The sequence below is a fragment of the Rhodococcus jostii NBRC 16295 genome (assembly GCF_001894825.1).
In the GTDB taxonomy this organism is placed as follows: Bacteria; Actinomycetota; Actinomycetes; order Mycobacteriales; family Mycobacteriaceae; genus Rhodococcus_F; species Rhodococcus_F jostii.
This window is the reverse complement of the sequence record NZ_BCWY01000022.1, coordinates 73,207-97,555: the sequence shown is the minus strand read 5'-3', so window position 1 is coordinate 97,555 and position 24,349 is coordinate 73,207. Positions and strand designations below refer to the sequence as shown.

The window sequence follows — 24,349 nt, the reverse complement described above, 5'->3', positions numbered from 1 at the left end:
CAGGACTCCGGGTTCCCCGCCCGCACTTCGGCGCCGCGGCCGACCTCGGGGCACGCGACTACCCGCCTAGCCGCCGGGTCGCAGGATTCGGCAGCCCCGGCGCGGAGCACGTGCGGATGGATTCTGCCAGCGTCCCGAACCACACCCATGACTGGTGACGGGACTCCTTACCGCGTTGACATCGGCATTTTCACAAACCCAACACAGGCCACAATCAAGACGGGACCGAAAGGAACAGCGGTGCACGAGTTCGAAACGATCCTGCTCGAGCCGTACGGGCCGGGTCGGTACTGTCACACTCAATCGGACCAATGCGCTCAACGCCCTCGACACTGCGATGCGTGCGGACGTCATCGCAACGCTCGACGACCGAGAGAACGACCCGGGAATCGGCGCCATCGTCCTGACCGGCTCGGAGCACGGTAAGCAGCGGTACGGAAGCCGACCACCGCTGCCGTAGCCGGATACGCGCCCGGCGGCGGCTGCGAGGTGGCGATGATGTGCGACCTCGTCATCGCGGCTGACACCGCGAAACTCGGCCGGCCCGACGTCACCTTGGGCGTGACCCCCGGTCTCGGCGGCTCACAACGTCATAGTCGGGCAATCGGCAAAGGCAAGGCCAAGGCCCTACTACTAACCGGACGCGCTGCGCGCTCTCCTTCGAGACCACGCTCGGCGAGGGATTGCGATACGAAAGGAGGGCATTCCACACGACGTTCGGACTCGACGACCAGAAGGAAGGCATGCCCGCGTTCATCGAGAAACGCGCGCCTTCACTCACCGCTGAGCGCCGGAGGGACCCGCCCGCTTCTGTGCCCCGCGGGCACAAGGATTCTGCCTATTCGTTGCAGATTCCCGCATGATCACGCTGACGGCCGGCGCCACCCGCGCCGCCTCTGTGTAATCAGACCCAAGAACCGTAATCAGAAAGCAAGGTCCGCTTCGGTAGCACCGCTCCGCGCCATCACTGCCCCGCCGGAGACGAGGGACATCACAATGACCGCCGCGCTGACGCGGTCATCACCTGCAAAGGAATGCCAATGACCACCGACCATCCCACCGAGCTGCTGCTCCGCGAGATCACCGACGAGGAGCGGGCGGATTTCGCTGCCAATGGAGTTACTCGACTCAAAGCCGTGATCGCTCCGTCGTGGATCGACTACCTCCGGACCGCGGTGGATCGGCTGATGACCGACGTGCACGCCACCTCTCAGAACTACACGTCCCCGGGTCAGCCTCGCTTCTTCTCCCAGGCCTTTCCTCGCTTCGTCGACTCGGCGTTCGACGCCTGGGCGCTGTGCGGGCCGACCAAGAACATTGCCCGCCAAATCCATCCTGCAGTGAAGTCGCTGCGTTTCTTCTACGACCAGGTGTTCGCGCAGGAGCCGGGGTCGGCGCAGGGTGCGCCCTTCCACCAGGACTTCGCCTATCTGCCTATCGACGGTGATCAGTACTTCCGTATCTGGGTCCCGCTCGACACCGTCACAACCGACAACGGCGCTGTTCATTACTTGAAAGGCTCACACCTCGGTCCGGTCTACCGACCCCGCAGTTTCAGCGGCAATCCTGAGGTTGCTGCCGTCTATCAACGTTCGCCCTACCCCGAACCACCCGATTTCTCCACCGACTACGACCGCCATGAATGGTTCATTGGTGACGCCGAGCCGGGCGATGCGTTGCTGCACCATCCGAAGACCGTCCACGGATCGCCCGCCAACCATTCCAGTCACCTCCGCCGCGCCGTCACAACGATCTTCACCGGCGACCAAGTCGTCTGGGATCCGAGGCCCGGCACCAGCTTCGACCATATTGCCAGCACCGGCGGGTTCTCTGTCCCTCCGATGACCCCCGGCTCACCGATCAGCGGTGATCTGTTTCCCGTTGTGTGGCAGGACACCCTTCGCCAAGACTGAGATGCGCCGGCATCACAGGACGTTTCCCGCGATGTGGTCACTGTCCCCGGGTGTCGGCTCAGCCGCACCCGATCCGAAGTGGACCGAGGTATCGAGTCCGGATCCACACGACCTCGGATACTCCGGGTGTTGCCCGGAGTATCGAAGGTCTTGTCGCTCACCCAGCGTCGGTGTCGTGTCAGTTTCCGACGACCGGCAGGATCAGCGCGATCCGCAGCTTCTCGTCGATTGTTTGTCCGAGCGCGAGTGATTGGTCCAACAACGGGGCGAGTGCTTGTACTTTCGCGTCGGCGTCCGCCAGGGTGTACACGATTTGCTCCGCGGGAACGGCGGCGGCATTGGCCTGATCGGTAGCAGCTGCACCTGCGTCGATGATGCCGCCGAGTGGGGCATCCGCGGACTTCAGGGCGTCACCGAGCGCCTGGAGCTGGGTGCCCAGGTCCCCGAGGGTCTGGTCCGCGCGGGTGAGGGAGTTGAGCACCCCGACGACTTCCGGAAGGCCCTGGTTGATCGCGGCGTTTGCCGGAGGCAATTCCTTCGCCCCGGATAGTGCGTCGTTTGTGGTCTTGTCAACGATCTTCGCCTGATTGACACCGTCTTTGAAGATGTCGTTGGTGATACTCAAGTCTCGCGTGACGATCAGAATGCCGCACAAGAGTGCAATGGTGAATGCCAGGGCAATCGCCCAGGAGAGCCGAAACATGGTGTGTGTTCTGCCTTTCACTCGTGCCGTGTCAGTACCTGACCAGTCCGAGCGTTACGGGTTGGGGGTGGTCGCGACGCCGAGAGCGGGGAGGTTCAGGGAATTGACCGGGGGCCCGACTGCCGCCAGCAGCGGTCCGAGCTCCTGGATGTGCCGGGCCTCTTCCTCGACGTTCGCCAGGGTCGCCGCGATGGCAGTGGCCTTGGGGCCAAGGGTTCCCAGGGTGCCCTCGATCGTGGTCAGTCCCTGGTTGATGGCCTCGAGTTGCGTGGTGACCGAGCCGACCGCCGTCGACAGTCCCGCCACCGTCGGGCTGGCCTGGTTGGCACGGGCGGTCACGTTCGCAACGAGGTCGGGCAACGGGGAGGCGATCGTGCTGACTGTGCCAGTGGAGGCATTGAGTGTCTTGGCCTGTCCCGTCAGCTCTCCCGCCTTGTCGGTCAGGCCCTCCAGGTCGGTTGCCAGCGGGTCCAACGCCTGGATATCGGCGGCCAGCCGGGCGTGTTTGGGGACGAGAATCGACGTCAATGTGTCGAACTGGCCGGCAGAATCGATGACCTCGAGACTCAGCTGCGACGGTCGCCCCAGCGGGTCGACCACGTCGCCGAGTCCGGGAAGGAACCCGTTGACGGCGCAGAGCAGCACAGCAGGTGCCAGGCCCAGTCCCAGCACTACCCCGAGCCATGCCTTCTTGGTGATCATCAGTTGCCTCCCGGTGCAGGAATGAAGGCTCCTTGTTCAGGAACCAGCGCAAGTTTGTTCGTCGTCCGAGTCAGCTCCGCGTTGAGTGCGTTCACAAGATCGATCGCAGTGCTGAGTTCGTTGTTCACGTCGCTCACGGTGGTGTTCGCGTCCGCCGAAATTTGATGCAGCGACGCCGCGGAGCCCTGCAACGTGGCGGCAACGGTCTCGAGCTGTCCTGCGATCTGGGTGTCGCCTTCCCCGGCGGCGAGCAACGCACGTGCATCCGGCAGCAACGCAGCCAGGTGGTCGACGTCAGCGGCAGTTGCGGTATTGAGCTGGGCCAACACCCCTGCCAGCTCATCGAGTTGCTTGTGGGCCGTGGCCGGGGCTGTGAGATCTGCCCGTTGGGCGAAGTACTCGTTGGTCAGCCGGAAGTTGTCCACGATCGTGCGCGCGCTGCCCTGGACGAGCTCACCCTTGTGGATGGCCGCCAACACCAGCCCGAACAGGACCACAGCCAGCACCGCAGCGAGGCGGCCCATCCATTCGGTTGCGATGGCAAACCCGGTGGAACTGGGTGTCGCAGCATTCGGTATGTCCAGTCGGTGGGGCAGAACGCCCTTTCGGTATGGCAGCGCCGATGCTGGGATGTCGAGTCGCTGAAGTCCGGCCAGGCCTCGGCTAGGGTACGCCTCTGGCGGTAAGTCGGTGCCCTGCTGCATTTCACGTCCAGTCGAGAGTAGGTACAGATCGGTTGGAGGAAGAAGGTGGGTTCAGCCCGGGAGCGGAAGCATCTGGTTGATGGTCTGCGCGGCCGCGACCGAACCCTGCAGGTCGCTGACGAGGCCCTGAACGATGGCCAGCAGCTGGCGTCCCTGGTCGCCGAACGCTTCCGCTGACGACACGAGCGGGAGCACGGTGTTCTGGACCTCGCCGAGGATGCCCTGGATGTTGGCCAGTTGCTCGTTCGTCAGTTGTGCCACGTCGGTGCTGCTGGCAAGCATCTGCGCTACTGGGGTGATCGCTTCATCCAGCTTGGTCAGCAACGGCCCGAGCGCGGAGGTGGCATCGAGTGCGGTCTGCGCGGTGCGGGTGAGTTCAGTGAGCTGGTGGAGCTGATTGGTCAGTCGGTCATTGACGTCGACGATGCCTTGGGAGGCTGAGATGCTCGTCTCGTTGGCGCGCTGCTGGTTGTCGAGTCGGGTGTTCAGGTTGAACACGACGAAGGCGAGCAGGCCGAGAACACCCACCGCGACGATCGAGAGAACCAGGCGCGCCGGCCCGCCGCGGCGTCCGAAGAAAATCACGGTACTTCTCCTACTTTCCAGACAGGTCGTTGGCCGATTCTTCCGCTGACAGGCGGGCGCTGTGGACCTTTGCGGCGGTGGATCGTGCGTCGGTGAGGATGGCGTCCAAGGTGGCGCGGTCGGCGGCGACAGCCGCCGTGGCGCCGTCGACCGGCTGCTGTAGTGAGCCGATGTGCGCGGTCAATGTGTCGAGCGAGGCGACGAGATCGCTTACGTTCGCGCCGGCGAGGTCGAGGGTCTTCTGCACGTCGCCGGCGATTTGCCCGGTGAGGGTGTTGAGTTCGGTGGTCACGGCCGCATCGGTGCTCAGGACACTCGCCAATGACGACTTCATCTTGTCGAGCGCGTCGAACGCGGCCAGTGTGACCTTTTCGTGTTCGACGATCTGATCCAGTGCGGGGTTGTAGTTGCCGGCGGACACCACCGCTTGGTCGAGCCGATAGGGCGTGGCCGTCAAGTCGTAGATCCGGGGATACAGGTATAGCGCACCCACCGGAATCAGCGCGAGAACCACGAGGACGCGCGCCACATTCATTCGGGTCGAGGCGCGCCGCGGCTGCTCGGCGAATCCGTCCGGTGCGATCTCATCGGGTGATGCGATCGGCATAGTGGCCTCGGCATCGAGGGTGTGACGGTTCCGGCCCGAGATCGCCGTCATGACTCGACGACCGAGACCAGCGCAATGGTGCGCAATGCCGTCAGGGTGTGGGTGAGAAGACCCTTTACCACGAGCTTGTGAGTGAGGATTCCGCCGAGCACCGTCATCCCACGGTTGGTGAAGAAGCCCACCGGGATCAGCCCGCCTGCTTTCATCGGCAATTGTGACACGTCGAGGATCTGATCCACGCTGGCACTGATGGTGACGCTGGGCCGACCCACGATGTCGTTGTAGACAATTGCCTCGTCGGCGCCGAACACGATCGTGCAGGCACTGTCGGTGTCGGTGCTGTAGATCGACACCGGCCGCGAGATCTTGCGTGCGAACTTGACTCGGGACGGGAAGTTTTCGATGTTCTGCCCGATCAGCATCCCGACGATGCTGGCAACGCCGTTCGCGTCCTCCCCGTCGTACAGGGTGACCGGGTATGTCTCGGATTCAACAGTGGTCATTGATCATGGCCTTTCACAGCAGGGGTCGGCGATATGTCACATCGGCCCCTGCGCGGGACTCGCCTCGAGAACACGCAAGTCCCACACGGGCCGTTTATTATCGGGTCACACGTCCCAGTCCGTGGGCACCTGCCCCCACGACAACAGGAAATTGTTGAAGGCGCCGGCGTTTTCGATGGCCGCCGACATCGGGCCCTTGGCGAATTTGACCTTTCCGGCCAGCAGCAGTTTTCCGCCTTCGGCGTCGCCCTCGGCCGCGCGCTGCCACGTCTCGAGGGTTCCGTTGATCTTCAACCACAGGTCGCTCTCGTCGAACTTGCGGATCGTCCAGGAGATGATCTTGGCCTGCTCCCACTCGATATGGCAGGCCACATCGTCTTTACCGATGGTGCCGAATTCCATACGGTTGGTGAACGAATCGGGGTCCTTGAATCCCTTGTACACCTCCGCGTTCGCGTTGACAGCCTCGAGCGCCAGTTCGCACCACTCCTGCGAGAAAAACAACAGCTTGTCGGTCATCGGTTCGACTCCTCTTCGGTAAATCTGTCTCAAATAGGCTGTGCAGATGCACATTTCACTAGACTGGAGGGAGCCTCGGCGCTGACGCACAGCACGCCGCGACAGTGCCGAGTGATACCGCTCACATCCAGAATTACCGTAGGCATTGATTTTTCACTCGTCAATTACTAATTTCTGTCAGCTTTTGCGACATGAAAGATCCCTGATGCGCGGCCCTGCCGGGGCAATCACCGGACTACCCATAGGTCGGAGACACATTCGCGCCTGCCGATCCACACCAACCAACGATGAAGCGCCGTGATTCAACCCCGCAGATTCGAGTTCGTGTCGTGAACCTGTTCGGCCAGACCATGCCGCGCCGTCACAAGTGCGGCAGGCCGCAGTCTGCCGCAGACCCGAGCAGGTGATCGCTGCGGTCGCCAATTGGTAGTGGAATCCTGCTGATTCGTTTCGTATTCGACCGAAAATCACCACGGCGTGCCCGCGAACGCCCCACCAGGTGTGTAATCCGAGAGAAACACCCGGATGGAGTCGCCCAAATCCGCGAAACGGAAACCGACAGGATCCATCCGCCCAATCGATGAGGTGAGATTGACGATGCCCTCAGTGCCGACCGCCGTCACCGCCGCCGACTGCTGGCCGCCTGCAGACAGGACCAAACACCCCTGCGACTACTGGCCTGGAGAACTCGCGACCCCACATCGCATCGTCAGCTACGACGGACCAGACATCTCGATCACGAGGCCCGGTGCAATGCGAACCGCCGCCATTCGGTCGGCCCGATCGACGTAGGCGCTGTTCAGCGCTTCAGCATCATCTACACTCGCTCCACCCCGGCACGCCGCTCACGTCACCACGATCAGCGTGATTCATCCGGGGGAGGACAGAATCGACATCACGAACCATTCTGAACGAAAACAAGAGGGCACCGATTGCCGTGGATCCCCTGACGATTTCACTCGTCCGATCAAGCTTCAAATCTATCGGAGCGATCCCTGAGGGCGAGGAGAAGTTCGCACGTTCCTTCTACGCCATTCTGTTTGCGACGCATCCCGAGACCCGCCAGCACTTCCCGGCAGCGATGGACACGCAACGCGATCGGCTGATGCGGGCGATCAGGTACGTCATCGACCAACTCGAGACGCCGGAATCCGTACTCCCGCTGCTAGCCCAACTCGGACGAGATCACCGCAAATACGGAGTCACAGAGGAGCACTACATCGCCGTAGGTGAGGCATTCGCCGCCGCGCTGGCCGACCTTGCCGGACCTGAACTCTGGACCGACGAGACGGATCACGCGTGGCGACTGACGATCGCACTCATTGCCTCGATCATGACCGAGGCCGCCAACTCCGACGAGGGACCGCCGACGCGTGTGGGCACGGTGATCGAACACCGCCGAGTACTCGGCGACCTCGCCATCGTGCGGCTGGAACTCGACCACACGATGTCGTATGAACCGGGACAGTATGTCAGCGTGCAGGTACCGAACCGTCCCAGAATGTGGCGCTACCTGTCGTTGGCAACGCCACCCACTCCGGACCGGATCGTCGAGTTCCATGTCCGACGAGTATCCGGTGGCTGGGTGAGTCCCGCGATCGTCGGAGAATCACAGATCGGCGACACCTGGCTGATCGGATCACCACTTGGTTCCCTCGGTGTGTGGCGAGAACCGCGCCGAAGTCGGCACATGATCGGTGAAGGCACCGGAATCGCTCCTTTGCGAGCGCAGTTGATCGAAACCGCGCAGCGCGGCGACAACCCTCGGACGCATCTCTTTGTCGGCGGCACCTACCCATGTGACCTGTACGACCTCGACATGCTGTGGGCATTGACGCGAACGAATCCGCGGCTGACCGTCATTACGGTAACCGAGTACAGCGACAATCCATGGTGGGTCTCGCGAACGGTGTCGCCTGCCATGAGCATGGGACCGTCTTGACCTGATTTCTGCCACCCTCATGGGACCACTCGGATTGCCAGTTATGGGACCACCCCGGCGCGTCGCGCCGAAGTCCCGTCGGATCGCTCGTTGGATCGTCGTGTCGGTATCCCCGGTCACGAAGGCGGACGGGCATGGCGTTTCGGGAGGTCAATGTGAACGAAGTCAAGGAAGTGCTCCGGGTCTGGCTCGGGGTGCCCGGGTCCCGGCCGCCGGGATTGCGCACGATTGCGGCGCACTGCGGGGTGGACCGCAAGACCGTGCGCCGATACATCGAGGCCGCCCAGGCCGCGGGGCTGCAGCGCGGCGACGGTGTCGACGCCCTCGACGACGGGCTGATCGGGACGGTGATCGAGGCGGTGCGCCCGGCCCGCCCGAGCGGACACGGCGCCGCCTGGGACCAGCTGCTGGGATTCGAGGACCAGATTCGGGCGTGGGTGGCCGGCGAGGGGAACCATCCACCGCTGACGATCACCAAGATCGAAACGCTGCTGGCCCGCCAGGGCTGTGTGGTGCCGTATCGGACGTTGCACCGATTCGCCACCGAGCGGTGCGGTTTCGGCCGCAAAGACACCACCGTCCGCATCGTCGACGGCGATCCCGGCAACGAATGCCAGATCGACTTCGGCTACCTGGGCTATCTGACCGATCCGGACACCGGGCGGCGCCGCAAGGTGCACGCACTGATCTTCACCGCCGTGTACTCGCGGCACATGTTCGTGTGGCTGACGTACTCGCAGACCCTGGCGGCGGTGATCGCCGGCTGCGAGGCGGCGTGGACCTTCTTCGGAGGTGTCTTCAAGGTCCTGATCCCCGATAACCTGAGACCGGTGGTGACCGACGCGGACGCGGTCAACCCGCGGCTGTCGCAGGGCTGGCTGGACTACGCCCAGCACACCGGGTTCGTGACGGACCCGGCCCGGATCCGATCCCCAAAGGACAAACCTAGGGTCGAGCGCGCAGTTCAATATGTACGTGGAAACTACTGGGCCGGTGAGGACTTCGCTGATCTCGCCGAGGCGCAACAGCGTGCCGAAGCGTGGTGCCGTGACACCGCCGGGATGCGGACCCACGGCACCACCGCCGCCCGCCCACTCGAGGTGTTCGACGAGGACGAGGCACCGATGCTGCTGCCCGTCCCACCGGTCTACGACGTGCCGATCTTCAAACAGGTCAAGGTGCACCGCGACTTCCATGCCGAGGTCGCCAAGGCACTGTATTCGATCCCGGGACAGTGGATCGGCAGTGTGCTCGAGGCCCGGGCCGACAGTGCGCTGGTGAAGTTCTACGCCCGCGGAAACCTGGTGAAGGTGCACCCGCGCCAGCCCGCCGGTGGGCGCAGCACCGACCCGGAGGACCTGCCCACCGAGAAGGTCGGATACGCGATGCGGGACCTGGACCGACTGATCGGCACCTGCGCCGGGCACGGCCGCGCCATCGGCATCTACGCCGAAAGACTGCTCGACGATCCGTTGCCCTGGATCCGGATGAGGGCGGTCTACCGGCTGCTCGGGCTGGTCCGCCGCTACGGGCCCGGCCCGGTCGAGTCCGCATGTTCGACGGCGCTGGATCTGGATGTGGTGTCGGTGAGCAAGATCGCCTCGATGCTCGAACGCGCCACCGAGACCACCGCACCGCTGCTGCCGGCCGCCGGGTCGGCGGCACCGTCCCGATTCACCCGCGACCCCGCCGAGTTCGCCACCGACAGGACCACACCTGCCACCACCGGGACCAGCGTCGCCACTACCGGGACCGGCGTTGCCACCGAGCGAACCACCCCTGCCACTGCCGGGACCGATAGTGCCACCGAGAGGACCGGGCATCTGACGGTGATCCTCGGCGGCAACACCGACACGAAGGAGCCACGATGACCACCCCACCCGCCCCCACGGGGCCGGTCGATCCGATCGGCGCCGACCTGATCGCCCTCCTCAAAACACTCAAACTCGGCGCCCTCAAGGACACCCTGCCCGAGCGACTCGCCCTGGCCCGCCAGCACCAGCTCAGCCACGTCGCATTCCTGGAGCTGCTGCTCGCCGACGAGGTATCCCGGCGGGAATCACGCTCGGCCACTTTACGGTCGGCGAAGGCCGGTCTGGATCAGTCGATGCGAATCGGCACCTGGAACGCCCTCGACGACCTCCGCTACGACCGATCCCTGCTGTCGGATCTGGTGTCGCTGCGGTTCGCCGAGGCCGGCCACTCGGTTCTGGTTCTGGGACCGGTGGGGGTGGGCAAGACGCACCTGGCGACCGCCCTCGGGCACGTCGCGATCCGGCGCCGGATGACGGTGCTCTGCGCCCGCGCCGACAAGCTGTTCGCCCGTCTGCGCGCCGCCCGGCTCGACAACTCGGTCGAGGCGGAGATGCGGCGCATCGCCACCGTCGATCTCCTGGTCCTCGACGATTTTGCGCTTCGGCCCCTGGACGCGACCGAGACCAACGACTTCTACGAGTTGGTCGTGGAGCGCCACCGCCGCAAGGCGACGATCGTCAGCTCGAACAGGGAGCCCTCCGAGTGGCTGTCGATGACCACCGATGCCCTGCTCGCGCAGTCGGCGATCGACCGGCTCACCTCCTCGGCGCACACCCTCGTCATCGAGGGCCCGTCCTACCGGCAACGCACCCGTCCGGGGCATGGCGCGGTTGACAGTTCAGAAGGCGAGGTCGATGCTCGATGACACCTTCGGGTGGTCCCATGCTCGTGGCAACGAGGTGGTCCCATCACCCTGGCAAGCGACACGAACGGCGCACGCCTCGGGCGGGGTCCACGATCCACTCACCGGACAGATCAGCCGTGTGGTCGCCGGATACGCGGACTGGACCGATCACGACATCGAAGTCGTGGGATCACCGTCAATGGTCCGCACAACCAAGTATCGATTGATGGCCGCCGTAGTCGACGCTTGTAACATCCGCCATGACCCGCTGTACTGAGCGCCGACGCCGCAAACTCTTTGGGCTCTCCACGTTGCGCGGACCTCACCGCTACGACCGCGAGCTCATGCGCGGTCTCCGAGCTGCTCGGCCGTCACGCCCGAGGTCGCCGTCCCGATCCCCGACACCGCATCTCTGCCAATACCCGACGATTACCCGGCACATTTGCCCGGCTAGTGCTGAAGATCCGGCTGCTCCGGCTCCCCTGAGGGCTCACTGCGAGCACGGCGGACATACCCCAGTCGAACCACATGCCAGACCGGCGCCCTGGTGTGATCGCATATCGTCCTATCGCTCGGACTGAGGCGCACGACTGCGAAGACGGCCTCGTGGTGCAGCCGACCCTTGCATTCAGTCCCGACCACCCGTCGGCCGCGGTACTGAGCCTCCTACCCAGGCTGGGCTGGACGGACGCGCGTTCCGCGGCAAGCCCAGAGTGCCAGCCAAGGGCAAGCTCCGCCGCTCGCGGTTCCTGGTCCAGACAGAGAGCCGTCGCTGCAGGGGATGCTCGGGCATGACACGGTTACCTTGTTTGCGGAACGAGCGGCCGCCGCTGTCCAGGGGTTCCCACCCACCGAGGACAACAAGGGCACGATGACACAGATCTGTCAGCGACCGGAAGGTTTTGCCGCTTCCGATCGAATTGGCGGCCGCCAGGCTCTCGGCGATGTCGCCTGAGCAGATCCTCAGTCGACTCACCGACCGCTACGCTTCTATGAGTCGGGACAGCCCAGGGCCCCGACACCGCAGCAGACGCTGCGGTGGTGCATCGACTGGAGTTACCACCTCTGCACCCCGCGGAAACACTCCTGTGATCTCGACTGTCGGTGTTCGCCAGTAGCGTCGAACTCGATGCGACAGAGGACATCTACGGTGACGGAGGACGCCGGACGATCTGATCGCAGTGCTGCCGTCGCTGGTGGACACGTCGACTCTCATCCGTGCCCAGTCCGGGACCGCAGTACTGTTTCGATTGCTCGAAAAATTGCGCGAGTACAGCCGCGAAAATTTTAGGGAGAGCGGAGAAGATGGGGCACTCCTTCATCGACACCAGGGATTGGTGTCGGGGCCTGTCCTCACGGCGTCCCTTTAGGTGGACTGCTGCGGAAAACTTCGCGGAGAAAGCGACGCCAACTCGGCACCTCCTAAAACGCCAGCGTCGTCGCGCCCTGCGCCAGGCAGCCCAATCTTTCTTTAGAGCATCGGCTGGCGGGTCAGCGTGCCACCATCAACAGTGATGGTTTGCCCCGTGATGTAACTCGCATCGTCGGAGACAAGGAAGGCCACCACCGATGCGATCTCCGCCGGCATACCGAGTCGGCGCATCGGTACGTACCGTGCGATGACCTCATCGGATAGGTCGGCAACCAAGGGATCAACCATCGGTGTTCGTATGCAGCCGGGCGCAACGCAGTTGACCCTGATATTTTCATCGGCCCACTCAATGGCGCTGGTCTGAGTCAGAGACATCAGTCCGGCTTTCGCGGCGTTGTATGGCGCGAAGTTGGCTTCCGCCGCCAGACCGTTGATCGAGGCGATGTTGACGATCGATCCGCCGCCGGTGGACCGCATGGAACGCGCCGCAGCGGCAGAGGTGAGTGCCGCACCACGCAAGTTGTTGTGCAAACTCGCATCCCATCCTTCGGCGGTCATGTCAACCATGGCGATCGGCTGATAGATGCCAGCATTATTGACAAGATGATCGACCCCGCCGAACAGATCGATACAACGACCGACAATGCTGTTACCCACTTCCGGGTCCGCCAGATCGGCGGCCATTCCGGCAACGTGACCGTTGTGCTGGTTCAGTTCCGCAGCCACAGTATCGACCTGGTCTGCATTCCGCGAGCAGATCAGCACCTGGTGGCCTCGCCGTGCAAACAGCTCTGCGCACGCATAACCGATCCCCTTCGTACCGCCGGTGATAATGACGCGTTGGTCCACAAGAGATTTCGAGTTGTTCACAGTTGCTCCTTTCCTCGATTGGATAGAATTTCGCGCCGGCCGACGCGGGCCGCATCGTTCTTGTCGTGCACACGGTGGGCCCCGAACTACGCTGCGCCCGAATCGCCAATCACCGCATGATCGGCTCTCCCAGCGTCTGCGGACTTCTCAGTTCCACCGCGGCGAAGATCGCAGGTCCGCCGTGTGTAGCTGACCGCGCCGCGCTTCCAGCGTGTGGGGTCTTGTGCGCCGGATCAGTTGTTGCGGTCGGTGAAAGCCCGTACCGGGCCGCACGCTCGATTCCTATTTCTGTCGAACGTTGGACAGTCCCGCGTCGTTGACTACGTCATAGACAGTGTGAGCACCCGTTGTCCCACGCATCTCGTGCTCGAGGGCGAGAGCGTCGGCACCCTCGGGCATCGCCGGAGCGGGAAGCCGCCAGAGCATGGGAAGCTTGTCCTGGACCACGCGCCGATACGCGTAGAGCACGACCGAGAACAGCAGGACGGCCACCGCGACCAGAGACTCCCTGGCGCCCCCATAGCCCAGTAGTTCGGGATTCAGGACGCCGATCACGGTGATGAAGACGTTGAACACCACCAGGACTGCCACGACAGGAATCCAGCCATTGCTCCGCCGAATCGGCCGCGGCCAATTCGGTCGGTCCTTGCGCAGCAACAGAAATGCCGACAGTCCCAAAATGATCGATAGAAGATAGCCGAGGTTGCTCGCCAGCAAAATACTCACCGGATGGCCCACCAGGACCATGACAGTCGCGTTGAGGAGCACGTCCAAGGTCAGGGACCGGCCAGGCACACCCCAACGGTTGACCCAGTCGAGTTGCTTGATGGTCATGCCTTCCTGCGCGAGCCCGAAGAGCGCGCGGCCCCCATCGGCGGTCGTGGAAATCATCCCGACCAGCAGTGAGAACGCGATCACGATCGTTCCGATCCAGGCCGCGCCACCGAACGCCTGGCCGAATGCCACAGCGACATAATTCACCGGGTTGTCCCGAATCGTGCCCTCACCAAGACCACCTGCGAGGGCGGTCGGGACGACCACGAACAACACGATCATGAACAACGAAATTCGCGACATGGCCTTGGAAGTGTCGCGGGCTGTGTCCTTGTACTCGGGAGCGAACGAAGCAACCATCTCGCCCGCGTAGACTGCCCACGCGGTCACGTAGAACACGACAGCGACCGTTCGCCAGTCGCCCGTGACCGACCACGACAAGTTGGCCGTCGACCAATGGATCGACGGGCTGACCAGGCACGCCACCGACACCACGATGAGACCCGCAACAACCAGCAACCCGAGCACCTTGTTGACCGTGGCACCGAACTTCAAACCGAAGTAGTTGAAGGCCCACGCGAACAGCATGGCACCGAGAGCGAAAAGGTGCTCGAGCCCGAGCTGGTTACCCAAGATGCCGAAGGCGAGAGTGTTGTCCTGAAACCAGGTCGCCTCGATCAATTCTCCGAAGACGACCGCCGCCATCGAGATAGTCAGAGACCAACCAATCCAGTAGCCGAACGCGGCGATGGCTCCAAGCGGGGCAAAATACTTCTTCCAGCCCTCGATTGCATAGCGTGCGACCCCTCCGGAGTCGCGCGGGAACATTGCCGCCATCTCCGCAAAGACCCGGCACTGGAGATAGCTGATGACAGCGCCGATGAACCAGACCGTAATTGCGGTCCACGCGCCGACTACGCCGAGTAGGTAGCCGAATGTCACGAACAACCCAGTAGGTAGGGCAAGCCCAAGCGCCATTCCATCGCGCCAGGTCAGTGTCTTGGAGAGTGTGTGATGGTCGACGCTATCGCTCATCGTGGTGCTCCTACTTTTTTGGTCAGCATGGCCTGAGATTGGGAACGATGCGCTAACCCAACTTAGTTCGGGCAGCGACCACTAATGCCGTGTACTCGTCGGACCCCGATGGCTAAGGGTCCCCATGTTCGTCGGGTTGGTGCTCAATCACCAGCGAAAATGCCGCTGCGGCGACGGGCCGCGAGGTACAGAACAACGCTGATGACCGACAGAAGAGCGGTGTAAACGGGGAAGACCCACAACAAGTTACGGCTCTGCAGCCAGACGATCAGATAGGACGCGGTGCCACCGAAGGCGGCGACCGCGACGCCGTAGCCCAGACCGGTGCCGGTCGCCCGGCAGTACTTCGGCATCAGTGACGTGGACACGACGTTGTAGAGCGTCATGTTCGCCGCAAGTAAGACGCCGCCCAGCAGCAGGACCACGGTGAAGGTGCTCAGGCCGGGGCCGGCGTACAGCAGCATCAGGAAGATGCCGGGGACGACCGCGAGTCGGGTGACCACGAATGCCCGGGACAGGCGCACCCGGTCTGCGATCCGGCCGGTGATGATCGACCCGGCCAGCATGATCACGCCGAGCACGCTGGTGATCGCGAATATCGTGGTCGGGTTCTCGCCGTAGGCGCCGCGAGCCAGGCTGGGGAGGCCGACGTTCCACGCGTAGTTGTAGGCCTGCGCGGCACCGACGACGAAGATTATCGCGGCCAGGCCGAGCCAGTGCCGTCCGACGCCTTCCCAGGTGCCCGATGTGCGTTCGGTCTTCTCGTCCTCCGACAGCGTCTCGGGTAGAGCGCGGCGCAGGTAGAGCACGAAGAAGCTCATCGCGGCGCCGACCAGCATCGGGACCCGCCAGCCCCACGTCGACATGGCGTCGCCGCCGATGACGTAGCTGGTCGCGAAGCTGACCAGTGAGGCGAGCAGGATGCCGAAGTTCTGGAAGAAGCTGATGTAGCCGGCCGCCCGGCCTTCATGTCCGGCCGGCATCAGCTCCACGGCGTACGCCGTGGACAGCGGCGCCTCGATGCCGGTGGACAGGCCTTGTAGCAGCCGGCATACCAGCAGTAGGATTCCGGCCCAGACTCCGATCGAGTCGTGGGAGGGCAGCAGCGCGATGCTCAGGGTGGTGACGGCCATGATCCCGACCGACCAGAGCATCACCTGGCGCCGGCCGACGCGATCGGCGACGTTACCGAGCAGGACTCCCCCCAGCGGCCGGACGCAGAACCCGACCGCGAATACGGCCAGCGCGTCGAGGGTGGACGACACCGGATCCTGCGACGGAAAGAACTGCGGCCCGATGAACGCGGCGAGCAGGCCGAAAATCATCCAGTCGTACCATTCGAGGGTGTTGCCGAGGCCGAGGCCGAGCATCGCCCTGCGGGTGGACGGCGGGGAGGCGCTGGCGCGTTGCGTCGCCGACTCGGAGTTCGCCGTGGGGTCCTGGGTGTCGGTCATTACGAACGCTCCGGGGATGTCGGGAGGACCCATTTTGGGTGCACTCGGTGGAGCCCTGGGCGCGGAGCTCCCGACGGGGCAATCCTCTCACATCGTGGAGACCTGAGGCGGGTATGGTCGGTTCCGGCCGGGCGCAATTGTGATTGCGAGGACGATTGATGGTGCCGAACGGTCTGTTCGAGTCACATCGATTGCGCGGCTTTTGATTTCACATTGACTGCGCGCCATCGACGACCAACGTCACACCTCGCATGAACTCCGCTGCCGGTGAGGCCAGGAAGCCGACCGCCTGTGCGATGTCGTTTGGCGTCGCCAGCCTGCCTGCCGGGATGCCGGATCGAAAGGATGTCAGGTCGCCGACGACCTGTCGGTCCTTCGGGACACCGAGTTCCTCCCACTGACGACGCTGCATCTCGGTGTCACAGGAACCCGGAGCGACAGCGTTGACTCGGATTCCCTCAGCTGAGAGCTCGAGTGCGAGGCATTCGACCATCATTTTGGTCGCGGCTTTGGTGGCGCAATAGGCGCCGAGGTCGAGGCGCGGCTTGTGCGCACAGTTCGAGGTGATCGCGATCAGCGACCCACCACCCGCGGCGCGCATGTGGGAGATGTGGGGACGGAAGGTGTTGAGCACCCCCAAAGTGTTGATCTGAAAGTGGTTGACGAGGTTGTCGACCGGGTCGCTCGCCAACCGACCGGATACGCATCTGCCTGCGTTTGCGACCACCGTGTCGGGCGGCCCTCCCAATGCATCCGCCAGGGCACGAGCTGCGTTCTCCATAGCAACGGAATCGCTCACGTCGCACTCGGCGAAAGCTACCCGGCCTTTCAGTCGGGCTGTGGGCTCCTGCCGGTCGATTACGGCGACAGCAGCTCCATCTGACAGGAGTTTCTCGACGATCGCCTCGCCGATGCCTTGGCTGCCCCCGGTGACGATGCACCGCGTCGGGTTACTAGTCATCGCTGTTTTCCTTCCAAGCTTGGATGTATGCGTCGTGTACGGCGGCGGCCAGCTCGCCCGGCTGTGCCGCGTCACCGATCTTGATGGTGCGAGCTCCCGGAATGCGGGTCGGCTCCTTCCTCCGGGGGTTGCGCAGGTCGTAGAGCAATATGTGGTGGATCCGGTCGCTCTTCATCAGCCGCTTCGGCAGGGGTACGCGGGACAGGACTCGGATGAGGATGCGGACGAGGGGACCGAGGTTGCCCACGTACGTGGCGCCCCTGGCGTCAGCGACCACGTCGACCTCGGTACGCCATTCGGGCGGTGGTTCCAGCTCCCCCTCCACACCGATGTGAACGCCGGCGTCGACGGCCTCCTTCCACAGTCCGTCGAAGTAGCGATGCATCCGCTGCCGATCCGGCCGGTAGCCGTTGAAGGCGGGTGCTGCCGCCGCCTTCCAGGTGCGGTCCCGTGCGATGACGTACACCTCGTGTCCCGCTCGTGCCGATTCCACTGCGTAGGTCAGGCCTGCCGGGCCGGCACCGATCACGAGTCGACGCTGCGCAGCCAGTCCAGAGGCGGGCCGGTCGGTGGTCGTCACAGTGGGGTTCACCGCGCAGGCCAGCGGTTTACCCGAGCGCATGGTCCGCACACAGTGATTGCACGCCAAGCACTCTCGCACCTGCTGCTGTTGCTGCGTCTTGCGTGCCCAATGGGGATCGGCGATCTGTCCGCGCCCCACCGCGACGAAGTCCGCCCACCCCTGCGCGAGCGCGTCCTCCGCCACCGCCGGGGTGTTCACACGCCCCACCGCGATGACGGGCAGACGCGTATGTGCCTTGACTACGCGCGCTGCGTCGAGGAATACGCCGTCCTCGTACGGCATCGGCGGAATCATGATCTCGGGATCGACGGACTTGTAGTGCCCGCCGGTCACCGAGACGGCGGAGATGCCGGCGTCCTCTATGTAGGGAAGGAACGCGAGCGAATCGTCCAAGGTTTGTCCGGCGGAGTAGTAATCCTGACCGCTGAGGCGATAGGTCAGAGGAATGTCGACAGCGTCAACGATGCGGCGCACCAACGACGCGACGAAGGCGTACCTGGCCGGGGCGTCCGGAAGCACCCCATTCTCGTCGGCGCTGATCAGCTGCGCTAGAAGGTACCCATGGGCACCGTGAAGCTCGACCATGTCGAACCCCGCCTCCTCAGCCCGCCTGGCCGCGTCGACGTGATCCACCACGAGCTGCTCCAGAGAGTCCTCGTCGAAGAGCTCGGGAAAGTTCACGAAGCGTGCCGTCTCGAATACCGGTACCGGCCCCGCCGTCGCGGCCAGGGGGCGCCCGCCGAGTTCCGTCGGGAGCGCCCTCGCTCCGCCGTGACCCAACTGGATGCCGGCCCGGGCACCCTGCTCGTGGATGGCATCGACGAGAGAGCACAACCCGGGTATGTACTCGTCCGAGTCGATGCCCAGCTCGCGCCCTCGGTGTCGACCACGACGCTGCGGCGAGGCCATCTCTACGATCACAAGACCGCAGCCACCCCTGGCCCGCTCCTGGTAGTAGCTCACGAGCTCCGGCGTGACCTCTCCGGAGGGGGTGGCCAGCCGAGTGGTCATGCTGGGCAGGACGACCCGGTTACGAATCTCGACGCCGCCGATCGCGCTCGGACTGAAGAGGTGGACGTAGGACATGGGCGTTACACGAGCCCGGCGCTGATGCAGGCGGCCTCGAGAGTGGCGAGCTCAGCCTCGTCGACCTCCACCAAGGGGCGTCGCACATACGTGGCGTCGCGCGGGATTCGACCCAGGATGCCCAGGGCCGCCTTCATCCGATTGTGCTGGTCGAAGAAGGGATCGGCGTAGCACGCAACGGCGAGGGGGTAGATGCGATCCCAGGCCTTCCGCGCCCCGTTCAGGTCACCGGCTTGCATAGCGGCAAGGAGTTCACTCTGCAGATCCGCGACGATACTGCCGTGACCGCTCAGCACGCCGTCGCTGCCCACCAGAAGGGAGGCAAAGAGGGCGCGGCTGAAGCTGCTCAGGACCGAGACGTGAGGAGCGTCGGCCTTGATCGCCCGCCAGGTGTCCTCGTACTCGACGATGTCGTAGGACCATTCCTTGATGGCCGCCACGGTCGGGATGGTCTGACAGATATCCAGGGTGGTCTCGAGCGGCAGCGTGAGAGGATTGCCGACCGGATACTTGAAGATGATCAGAGGCACGTCCACGGCTTCAGCGACCGCTTCGTAGTGGGAGCGCTGGGATTCCGATCGCCGCTGCGACCCTCCGGCGAAGACCCCCGAGGGGAACACCAAGAGCGCCTTCGCTCCAGACTCGACCGAACGTCGTGCCTCGGCAGCGGCCCGCGCGCTGCCGTCGTCGTAGACACCGGCAACCACGCCGATGGATTCCGGAACCACCGAGACGGTGTGCTCGATCATGCGCTGCCGTTCCTCGGTGGTCAGGGTCGCGACCTCCGATGCGTGGGCAGTGGTGGTGATCCACTCGACTCCGGGTATTGCCGCAAGCCACCGGAGGTGAGTGGTGAGTGCATCCCAGTGAATTGCTCCGCCCCTCGACATTGGAGTGAGGTGGGCTGGAATCAGACCACGAATTGACGAGACTGAGTCGCGCTGGACCATGATGTCCCCTTTCTGTTGCGGTGAGAAGAAAGGTAGAAACGAGCGCGGTGAACAAACAAGGGACAGTCCTGCATGGCGATATGCATTCGTGCAGAAATTGCAGGTCAGATGGGTTTTGATTCCGTGCCTGCGCGTATGCGGTCAGAGGCAAATTGTCGAGACTCGCCATTCATCCAGTACCGCCGAGTTATTCGCCATAGTCCGAGCGCGGCGTCATTCATCGCCAGTGCATGGGCACGCGTCTCGCGCCACCTGCGGAGCACACATCAACCGGACCCACCGTGCGTAGGATGCACGCTATGGCGTCGGCTGACGCCGAGGACTGCGCACCGGCCGCGACTGCGGCGGCACTGTTCTTGCACCGCAACACTTTACGCAACCGGCTGAAACTGATCGAGGAACTCACCGGCCGCGATCTCGATTCGCCGAGCAGCCGCACACACTTCTGGCTCGCCACGACCGGCTGGGAACTCGGCTCCGCCGCCGGCCGCCGCGCCCTCGACCTCGGCGCCCGCCCGGGCCGGCACGGTACTTGCCGACGACCGAAGCCTGCCCATGCACTCCGCACCCCACGGAGCACTGTTCGGGCTCACCGACACCGGTCCCACACAACCGAGTCAGAGACTCGGAGACGTCGCCTTCGTCGACCTGTACATCCCATCGGCCGAAGCGGCAGCAACCCAGTACGCCCAGACCCTTGCCTACCCGGTGATCGACAAACCCGCACCCCCCGGGCAACTACCGCCTGCTGGTATCCGCGAACCGATCCGTGGCCGGCGTAGTGGACATGCTCGACGTCCTACCCACCGCCCTTCCCGCACCAGGCCCCCCTCGTCCGCGTCCTCGACCTCGAAGCCGAGGTCGCCCGCCTGAGCAACCTCCGCGCCCGGGTCCGAGTGCCCGCCACCGAATCAGCGATGGGCCCCTTCGCCGTCCACGCCGACCCATTCGGAGTCACCGTCGGAATACAATCCTGGCCTCCGATAACCTGCTCCAGCAGGACGTATTGATCACCACGACGCATTGATCACCATACGACTGTGGACGTGCACAGAATGCGTGCTGTGAGCTGTGCACGCGCATATGTTGTCGCGTCGAATAAGTGATTAAGTTCATTCTCACTTGATCCAGCCGAGTGGATCACCATCACCCATCGACGGTCAGCCGGTGCTGCTTACTCCGCATCCGACGAAGCAAGGTGCGACCGACGATGCCCTGAATGGCAGATCCCTCCCCCACGATGGAGAAGACGACATGACCACCGCCCCCTCGCCCGCACCCGATCTTATGGACACTTCGGTTGCCGAAGTCGACCTGTCCGATCAGACCTTCAAGCAGCTGATCGATGGGCAACTAGTCGAAGGGGCATCGAGTCAGCCGGTCCGCGACCCGGCAACCGGTGAGGAAATCGCAACGGCGCCGGTCGCTGACGAGAAGCAGGCCGATGAGGCATACCGGGCTGCGGCTCGCGCCTTCGGACACTGGCAGAACACCACTGTGGAGGAGCGGTCACGAATCCTGCACCAATTCGCGCAGCGCATCGAGGCTCGGCGGGAGGAGATCTCACGGATCATCACCTTGGAAACAGGCAAGCCGACTGCCTCAGCCAACGGTGACATCGACTCGGCCCTCATCTGGATGCGGCACATCGCCGACCTACGCCTCGACCCCGAGGTGGTGCGTGACGACGAGGACGCGCGGATCGAGATCCACCGCAAGCCCATCGGCGTGGTGCTCGGGATCATCCCGTGGAACTTCCCCTTCTTCCAGACCATCTACAAGGTTGCGCCGGCACTACTCGCGGGCAACACGATAGTGATCAAACCAGCACCAACCACGCCGCTCAACGCGATGCTGATCGGTGAGATGCTTCAGGACCTGGTGCCGGCCGGAGTAGTCAACGTGGTCGGCGACGGCGGCGACCTGGGCCCCTACCTGACCGCCCACAACGAGGTCGACAAGATCTCCTTCACCGGTTCGACCGCTGCGGGCCGCAAGGTGATGGCCAGCAGCGCCGAGACCCTCAAGCGAGTCGTCTTGGAGTTGGGCGGAAACGACGGAGCGGTCGTTCTCGACGACGCCGACATACCGAACGTCGCCAAAGGCATCTTCGAGTGGGCCTTCTGGAACTCCGGTCAGGTCTGCATCAACATCAAGCGGATCTTCGTGCACGCTTCGCAATACGACGAGTTCTGCGACGAGTTCGCCAAGTTGGCCACCGACGCCAAGATCGGCCACGGGCTCGACCCGGACACCGAATACGGTCCGGTGCAGAATCCCAAGCAGCTGGAGGCCGCCAGGAAGGCACTCGACATCGCAGCGCGTGATGGAAAGATCATCGCCGGCGGCAACGTGTTCGACACCCCCGGCTACTTCGTGCAACTCACCGTCGTCCGCGACATCGACCACGCCAGTCCGCTCGTCTCCGAGGAGACCTTCGCGCCGGTCCGCGCCATCTTGAAGTACGACGACCTCGACGAGGTGATCGAGCGTGTCAACGGGACCGAATACGGCCTGGGCAATTCGGTATGGGGCACCGACGTGAAGCGCGCCACCAGTGTCGCGCAGCGCCTCGATAGTGGAACCGTCTGGGTGAACACGCATTGCGCAGTCCTACCCGACGTTCCCTTCGGCGGACGCAAGCAATCGGGTCTCGGCGTTGAGTTCGGCATGGAGGGCCTCCTGGAGTTCACCGATACCAGCGTTATTCACATCGTTAAGAAAAGCGACTGAAGCGTTCATGGAGTGAGGGAGTGCCTATTCGAGGCCGCGTGACGTGTAGATAGCTGGAGGACAGTAACTCCGCAAGTCCTGGGACGTTACTCCGTTCCGAAGGTGACCAAATCGGTGTATCACCGATAGCCAAATTCTTTGCTATTAGTGGATGAGGACATGGGAAATAATCAGTCGTGTGATGTTGTGATCATTGGCGCCGGCTTCGCCGGCATCACCGCCTCTCGGGAACTCAGTCGCCGGGGATACGACGTGGTGGTGCTGGAAGGCAGGGATCGCATTGGAGGCAGAACATGGTACAAAGACGACGCTCTGCCGGGACATTCGCTGGAGTTGGGCGGCACGTGGGTCCACTGGTTCCAGCCACATGCATTCGCGGAGATCTCGCGGTACAACCTGGAGCTTGTCGAAACCATCGGAGTCTCCGCGCCTGAAATCGCAGCCACGGTGACTGGAGGCCATCGAAAGAGCGTCCCCTACGAGGAGGCCTCCTCGGCCATCGAGTCCCTCATGGAGATGGTCGTTCAGGACGCCCGGGAAGTTCTCGAGCGACCATTCGAGCCCTTCTTCCACAAGGACGCATTAGAGGTGGTCGACAAGTTGTCGATCCAAGATCGGATCGACGAACTCGACCTGACTCCAGAAGAGAAAGACCTGGCCAACGGCTTGTGGACGGCCATGGGCTCCGCTCCGTGTCGGGACGTCGGCCTGGTTGCCGCGCTGCGTTGGTATGCACTCAGCGGATTCGACATCAACGCAGTTTTCGATACGGTAGGGCGCTACAAACTCAAGAACGGAACACGCTCTCTGATCCAGGCCATCGCGGACGACTCCTCGGCCGAAATTCGGCTGAGCACTCCGGTTTCCGCGGTGGAACAATCCGATGAAGAAGTGATCGTTACCACCCGACAAGGCGATACCTTGCGGGCCACATACGTGGTCGTCGCCGCACCGTTGAACACCCTCGGTGCAATTGAATTCAGTCCCGCACTATCCGCCGCGAAACAGACCGGAATCTCCGAGGGCCAGCCCGGTCGTGGTTCGAAAGCGTGGGTGCACGTTCGAGGCGACTTACCCAAGCCCTTCTTCGCCGTTGCTCCGGAGAACCACTTGATCAACTATGTCGTCACGGACAAGGTTCTCGATGACGGCCAGTTGCTGATCGCATTCGGTCCCGAAGGGGCAGATTTGAATGCCAATGACATTGACCAAGTCGGTGCGGAACTGCAAAAACTATTTGGGGATCTGGAAGTCGTCGCTACCACAGGCCACGACTGGGCGAGTGACGAATTTTCTCGCGGCACGTGGTGCATGTTCAGACCGGGCCAGACAACGAATTTGCTCGCCGAGCTACAAAAGCCCGAAGGCAGGCTGTTCTTTGCTGGTTCGGATATCGCCAACGGATGGAACGGGTTTATCGATGGCGCAATCGAAACAGGAATCCGGGCTGATCGAGAGGTTCATGCGCAGATCTCTGGGCATCATGGCTAGCCCCACGTCACGGGTTTGTCCCACACTCGCGCCACTCGAATGGACACGAAGTCGGGGATGAAGGCCAGGCCTGCCGGCCGGGACGCTAGTGGCGGCCTAGCGTCCCGGCCCTGCCGTCGTACGGATCATCGGGCGGTGTCCGGGCAACGTGATCGCGTCGACCTGACAACCGGGGGGACATACAGTAACAACAAAGGACGAGA

Annotated in this window: 20 protein-coding genes and 1 pseudogene; 8 read left to right on the top strand and 13 right to left on the bottom strand. The window is 63.5% G+C overall.

From position 1 onward, the window contains the following. Positions 1-240: 240 nt before the first annotated feature. Both RJ1_RS16255 and RJ1_RS16250 read left to right on the top strand, forming a co-directional pair. Positions 241-782, top strand: a pseudogene (locus RJ1_RS16255) (enoyl-CoA hydratase-related protein); the annotation flags it as partial. A 258-nt stretch (positions 783-1,040) separates the two neighbouring features. Continuing rightward, positions 1,041-1,913, top strand: coding sequence for a phytanoyl-CoA dioxygenase family protein (locus tag RJ1_RS16250; protein WP_240320066.1), 873 nt, complete (start codon positions 1,041-1,043; stop codon positions 1,911-1,913). A 178-nt stretch (positions 1,914-2,091) separates the two neighbouring features. Here RJ1_RS16250 and RJ1_RS16245 read toward each other — a convergent pair whose 3' ends face one another. The 7 genes from RJ1_RS16245 to RJ1_RS16215 form a co-directional block, all read right to left on the bottom strand. Further along, positions 2,092-2,616, bottom strand: coding sequence for a hypothetical protein (locus RJ1_RS16245; protein WP_073361503.1), 525 nt, complete (start codon positions 2,614-2,616; stop codon positions 2,092-2,094). 54 nt (positions 2,617-2,670) lie between these two features. Next, positions 2,671-3,318, bottom strand: coding sequence for a hypothetical protein (locus RJ1_RS16240; RefSeq protein ID WP_073361501.1), 648 nt, complete (start codon positions 3,316-3,318; stop codon positions 2,671-2,673). Continuing rightward, positions 3,318-4,022: a hypothetical protein gene (locus tag RJ1_RS16235; RefSeq protein WP_073361499.1), complete on the bottom strand. Its 705-nt coding sequence runs from the start codon at positions 4,020-4,022 to the stop codon at positions 3,318-3,320. Before RJ1_RS16235 ends, RJ1_RS16240 begins: the two co-directional genes overlap by 1 nt. Positions 4,023-4,073: 51 nt before the next feature. Beyond that, positions 4,074-4,607: a hypothetical protein gene (locus RJ1_RS16230; RefSeq protein WP_073361497.1), complete on the bottom strand. Its 534-nt coding sequence runs from the start codon at positions 4,605-4,607 to the stop codon at positions 4,074-4,076. A gap of 10 nt (positions 4,608-4,617) precedes the next feature. Next, positions 4,618-5,214: a hypothetical protein gene (locus RJ1_RS16225; RefSeq protein ID WP_378382505.1), complete on the bottom strand. Its 597-nt coding sequence runs from the start codon at positions 5,212-5,214 to the stop codon at positions 4,618-4,620. Positions 5,215-5,261: 47 nt separating this feature from the next. After that, the gene (locus RJ1_RS16220; protein ID WP_073361493.1) at positions 5,262-5,717 is read right to left on the bottom strand and encodes a hypothetical protein; all 456 of its coding nucleotides are present in this window, start codon (positions 5,715-5,717) and stop codon (positions 5,262-5,264) included. Positions 5,718-5,822: 105 nt separating this feature from the next. Further along, positions 5,823-6,236: a hypothetical protein gene (locus RJ1_RS16215; protein ID WP_073361491.1), complete on the bottom strand. Its 414-nt coding sequence runs from the start codon at positions 6,234-6,236 to the stop codon at positions 5,823-5,825. 937 nt (positions 6,237-7,173) lie between these two features. Between RJ1_RS16215 and RJ1_RS16210 the strand changes: the two genes are divergently transcribed. The 3 genes from RJ1_RS16210 (at position 7,174) to RJ1_RS16200 (ending at position 10,858) form a co-directional block, all read left to right on the top strand. Further along, a complete protein-coding gene (locus RJ1_RS16210; protein WP_073361489.1) occupies positions 7,174-8,178 on the top strand; it encodes a globin domain-containing protein in 1,005 nt (334 codons plus the stop codon). Between the two features lie 134 nt (positions 8,179-8,312). Further along, a complete protein-coding gene (istA, locus tag RJ1_RS16205; RefSeq protein WP_083400801.1) occupies positions 8,313-10,049 on the top strand; it encodes an IS21 family transposase in 1,737 nt (578 codons plus the stop codon). Beyond that, on the top strand, positions 10,046-10,858 hold the full coding sequence (locus RJ1_RS16200; protein ID WP_073361487.1) for an ATP-binding protein: 813 nt from the start codon (positions 10,046-10,048) through the stop codon (positions 10,856-10,858). The genes istA and RJ1_RS16200 overlap by 4 nt, the downstream gene beginning before the upstream one ends. A gap of 1,450 nt (positions 10,859-12,308) precedes the next feature. On the opposite strand, the gene RJ1_RS16190 is transcribed toward RJ1_RS16200, so the two are convergent. From RJ1_RS16190 to RJ1_RS16165, 6 genes are all read right to left on the bottom strand, one after another. Then, positions 12,309-13,079 carry an SDR family NAD(P)-dependent oxidoreductase gene (locus tag RJ1_RS16190; RefSeq protein ID WP_073361483.1) on the bottom strand — a complete coding sequence of 257 codons (771 nt, stop codon included), beginning with the start codon at positions 13,077-13,079 and terminating at the stop codon, positions 12,309-12,311. 282 nt (positions 13,080-13,361) lie between these two features. Next, entirely contained in the window at positions 13,362-14,888 is a 1,527-nt protein-coding gene (locus RJ1_RS16185; protein WP_073361481.1) for an APC family permease, read from the bottom strand. 143 nt (positions 14,889-15,031) lie between these two features. Then, the gene (locus RJ1_RS16180) at positions 15,032-16,342 is read right to left on the bottom strand and encodes an MFS transporter (protein ID WP_073361546.1); all 1,311 of its coding nucleotides are present in this window, start codon (positions 16,340-16,342) and stop codon (positions 15,032-15,034) included. 208 nt (positions 16,343-16,550) lie between these two features. Continuing rightward, positions 16,551-17,303 (bottom strand): SDR family NAD(P)-dependent oxidoreductase, encoded by a 753-nt coding sequence (locus tag RJ1_RS16175; protein WP_073361479.1) that lies wholly within the window; start codon positions 17,301-17,303, stop codon positions 16,551-16,553. Next, complete coding sequence (locus tag RJ1_RS16170; RefSeq protein WP_073361478.1) at positions 17,296-18,972, bottom strand: oxidoreductase; 1,677 nt, start codon at positions 18,970-18,972, stop codon at positions 17,296-17,298. Before RJ1_RS16170 ends, RJ1_RS16175 begins: the two co-directional genes overlap by 8 nt. Positions 18,973-18,977: 5 nt before the next feature. Next, on the bottom strand, positions 18,978-19,922 hold the full coding sequence (locus RJ1_RS16165) for a dihydrodipicolinate synthase family protein (RefSeq protein WP_073361476.1): 945 nt from the start codon (positions 19,920-19,922) through the stop codon (positions 18,978-18,980). Positions 19,923-20,152: 230 nt separating this feature from the next. Here RJ1_RS16165 and RJ1_RS48670 point away from each other — a divergent pair, with 230 nt between their 5' ends. From RJ1_RS48670 to RJ1_RS16150, 3 genes are all read left to right on the top strand, one after another. After that, a complete protein-coding gene (locus RJ1_RS48670) occupies positions 20,153-20,704 on the top strand; it encodes a helix-turn-helix domain-containing protein (protein WP_083400799.1) in 552 nt (183 codons plus the stop codon). Positions 20,705-21,176: 472 nt separating this feature from the next. Then, positions 21,177-22,655 (top strand): aldehyde dehydrogenase family protein, encoded by a 1,479-nt coding sequence (locus tag RJ1_RS16155; RefSeq protein ID WP_073361472.1) that lies wholly within the window; start codon positions 21,177-21,179, stop codon positions 22,653-22,655. A 159-nt stretch (positions 22,656-22,814) separates the two neighbouring features. Further along, positions 22,815-24,146 (top strand): flavin monoamine oxidase family protein, encoded by a 1,332-nt coding sequence (locus RJ1_RS16150; RefSeq protein WP_073361544.1) that lies wholly within the window; start codon positions 22,815-22,817, stop codon positions 24,144-24,146. Positions 24,147-24,349: the final 203 nt, after the last annotated feature.

Excerpts from the sequence above, each read along its gene's own strand:
- RJ1_RS16250 (WP_240320066.1), top strand. The coding sequence starts at position 1,041 with ATGACCACCGACCATCCCACCGAGCTGCTGCTCCGCGAGATCACCGAC.
- RJ1_RS16245 (WP_073361503.1), bottom strand. The coding sequence starts at position 2,616 with ATGTTTCGGCTCTCCTGGGCGATTGCCCTGGCATTCACCATTGCACTC.
- RJ1_RS16240 (WP_073361501.1), bottom strand. The coding sequence starts at position 3,318 with ATGATCACCAAGAAGGCATGGCTCGGGGTAGTGCTGGGACTGGGCCTG.
- RJ1_RS16235 (WP_073361499.1), bottom strand. The coding sequence starts at position 4,022 with ATGCAGCAGGGCACCGACTTACCGCCAGAGGCGTACCCTAGCCGAGGC.
- RJ1_RS16225 (WP_378382505.1), bottom strand. The coding sequence starts at position 5,214 with ATGCCGATCGCATCACCCGATGAGATCGCACCGGACGGATTCGCCGAG.
- RJ1_RS16220 (WP_073361493.1), bottom strand. The coding sequence starts at position 5,717 with ATGACCACTGTTGAATCCGAGACATACCCGGTCACCCTGTACGACGGG.
- RJ1_RS16215 (WP_073361491.1), bottom strand. The coding sequence starts at position 6,236 with ATGACCGACAAGCTGTTGTTTTTCTCGCAGGAGTGGTGCGAACTGGCG.
- istA (WP_083400801.1), top strand. The coding sequence starts at position 8,313 with ATGGCGTTTCGGGAGGTCAATGTGAACGAAGTCAAGGAAGTGCTCCGG.
- RJ1_RS16200 (WP_073361487.1), top strand. The coding sequence starts at position 10,046 with ATGACCACCCCACCCGCCCCCACGGGGCCGGTCGATCCGATCGGCGCC.
- RJ1_RS16185 (WP_073361481.1), bottom strand. The coding sequence starts at position 14,888 with ATGAGCGATAGCGTCGACCATCACACACTCTCCAAGACACTGACCTGG.
- RJ1_RS16180 (WP_073361546.1), bottom strand. The coding sequence starts at position 16,342 with ATGACCGACACCCAGGACCCCACGGCGAACTCCGAGTCGGCGACGCAA.
- RJ1_RS16175 (WP_073361479.1), bottom strand. The coding sequence starts at position 17,303 with ATGACTAGTAACCCGACGCGGTGCATCGTCACCGGGGGCAGCCAAGGC.
- RJ1_RS16170 (WP_073361478.1), bottom strand. The coding sequence starts at position 18,972 with ATGTCCTACGTCCACCTCTTCAGTCCGAGCGCGATCGGCGGCGTCGAG.
- RJ1_RS16165 (WP_073361476.1), bottom strand. The coding sequence starts at position 19,922 with ATGGTCCAGCGCGACTCAGTCTCGTCAATTCGTGGTCTGATTCCAGCC.
- RJ1_RS48670 (WP_083400799.1), top strand. The coding sequence starts at position 20,153 with ATGGGCACGCGTCTCGCGCCACCTGCGGAGCACACATCAACCGGACCC.
- RJ1_RS16155 (WP_073361472.1), top strand. The coding sequence starts at position 21,177 with ATGACCACCGCCCCCTCGCCCGCACCCGATCTTATGGACACTTCGGTT.
- RJ1_RS16150 (WP_073361544.1), top strand. The coding sequence starts at position 22,815 with ATGGGAAATAATCAGTCGTGTGATGTTGTGATCATTGGCGCCGGCTTC.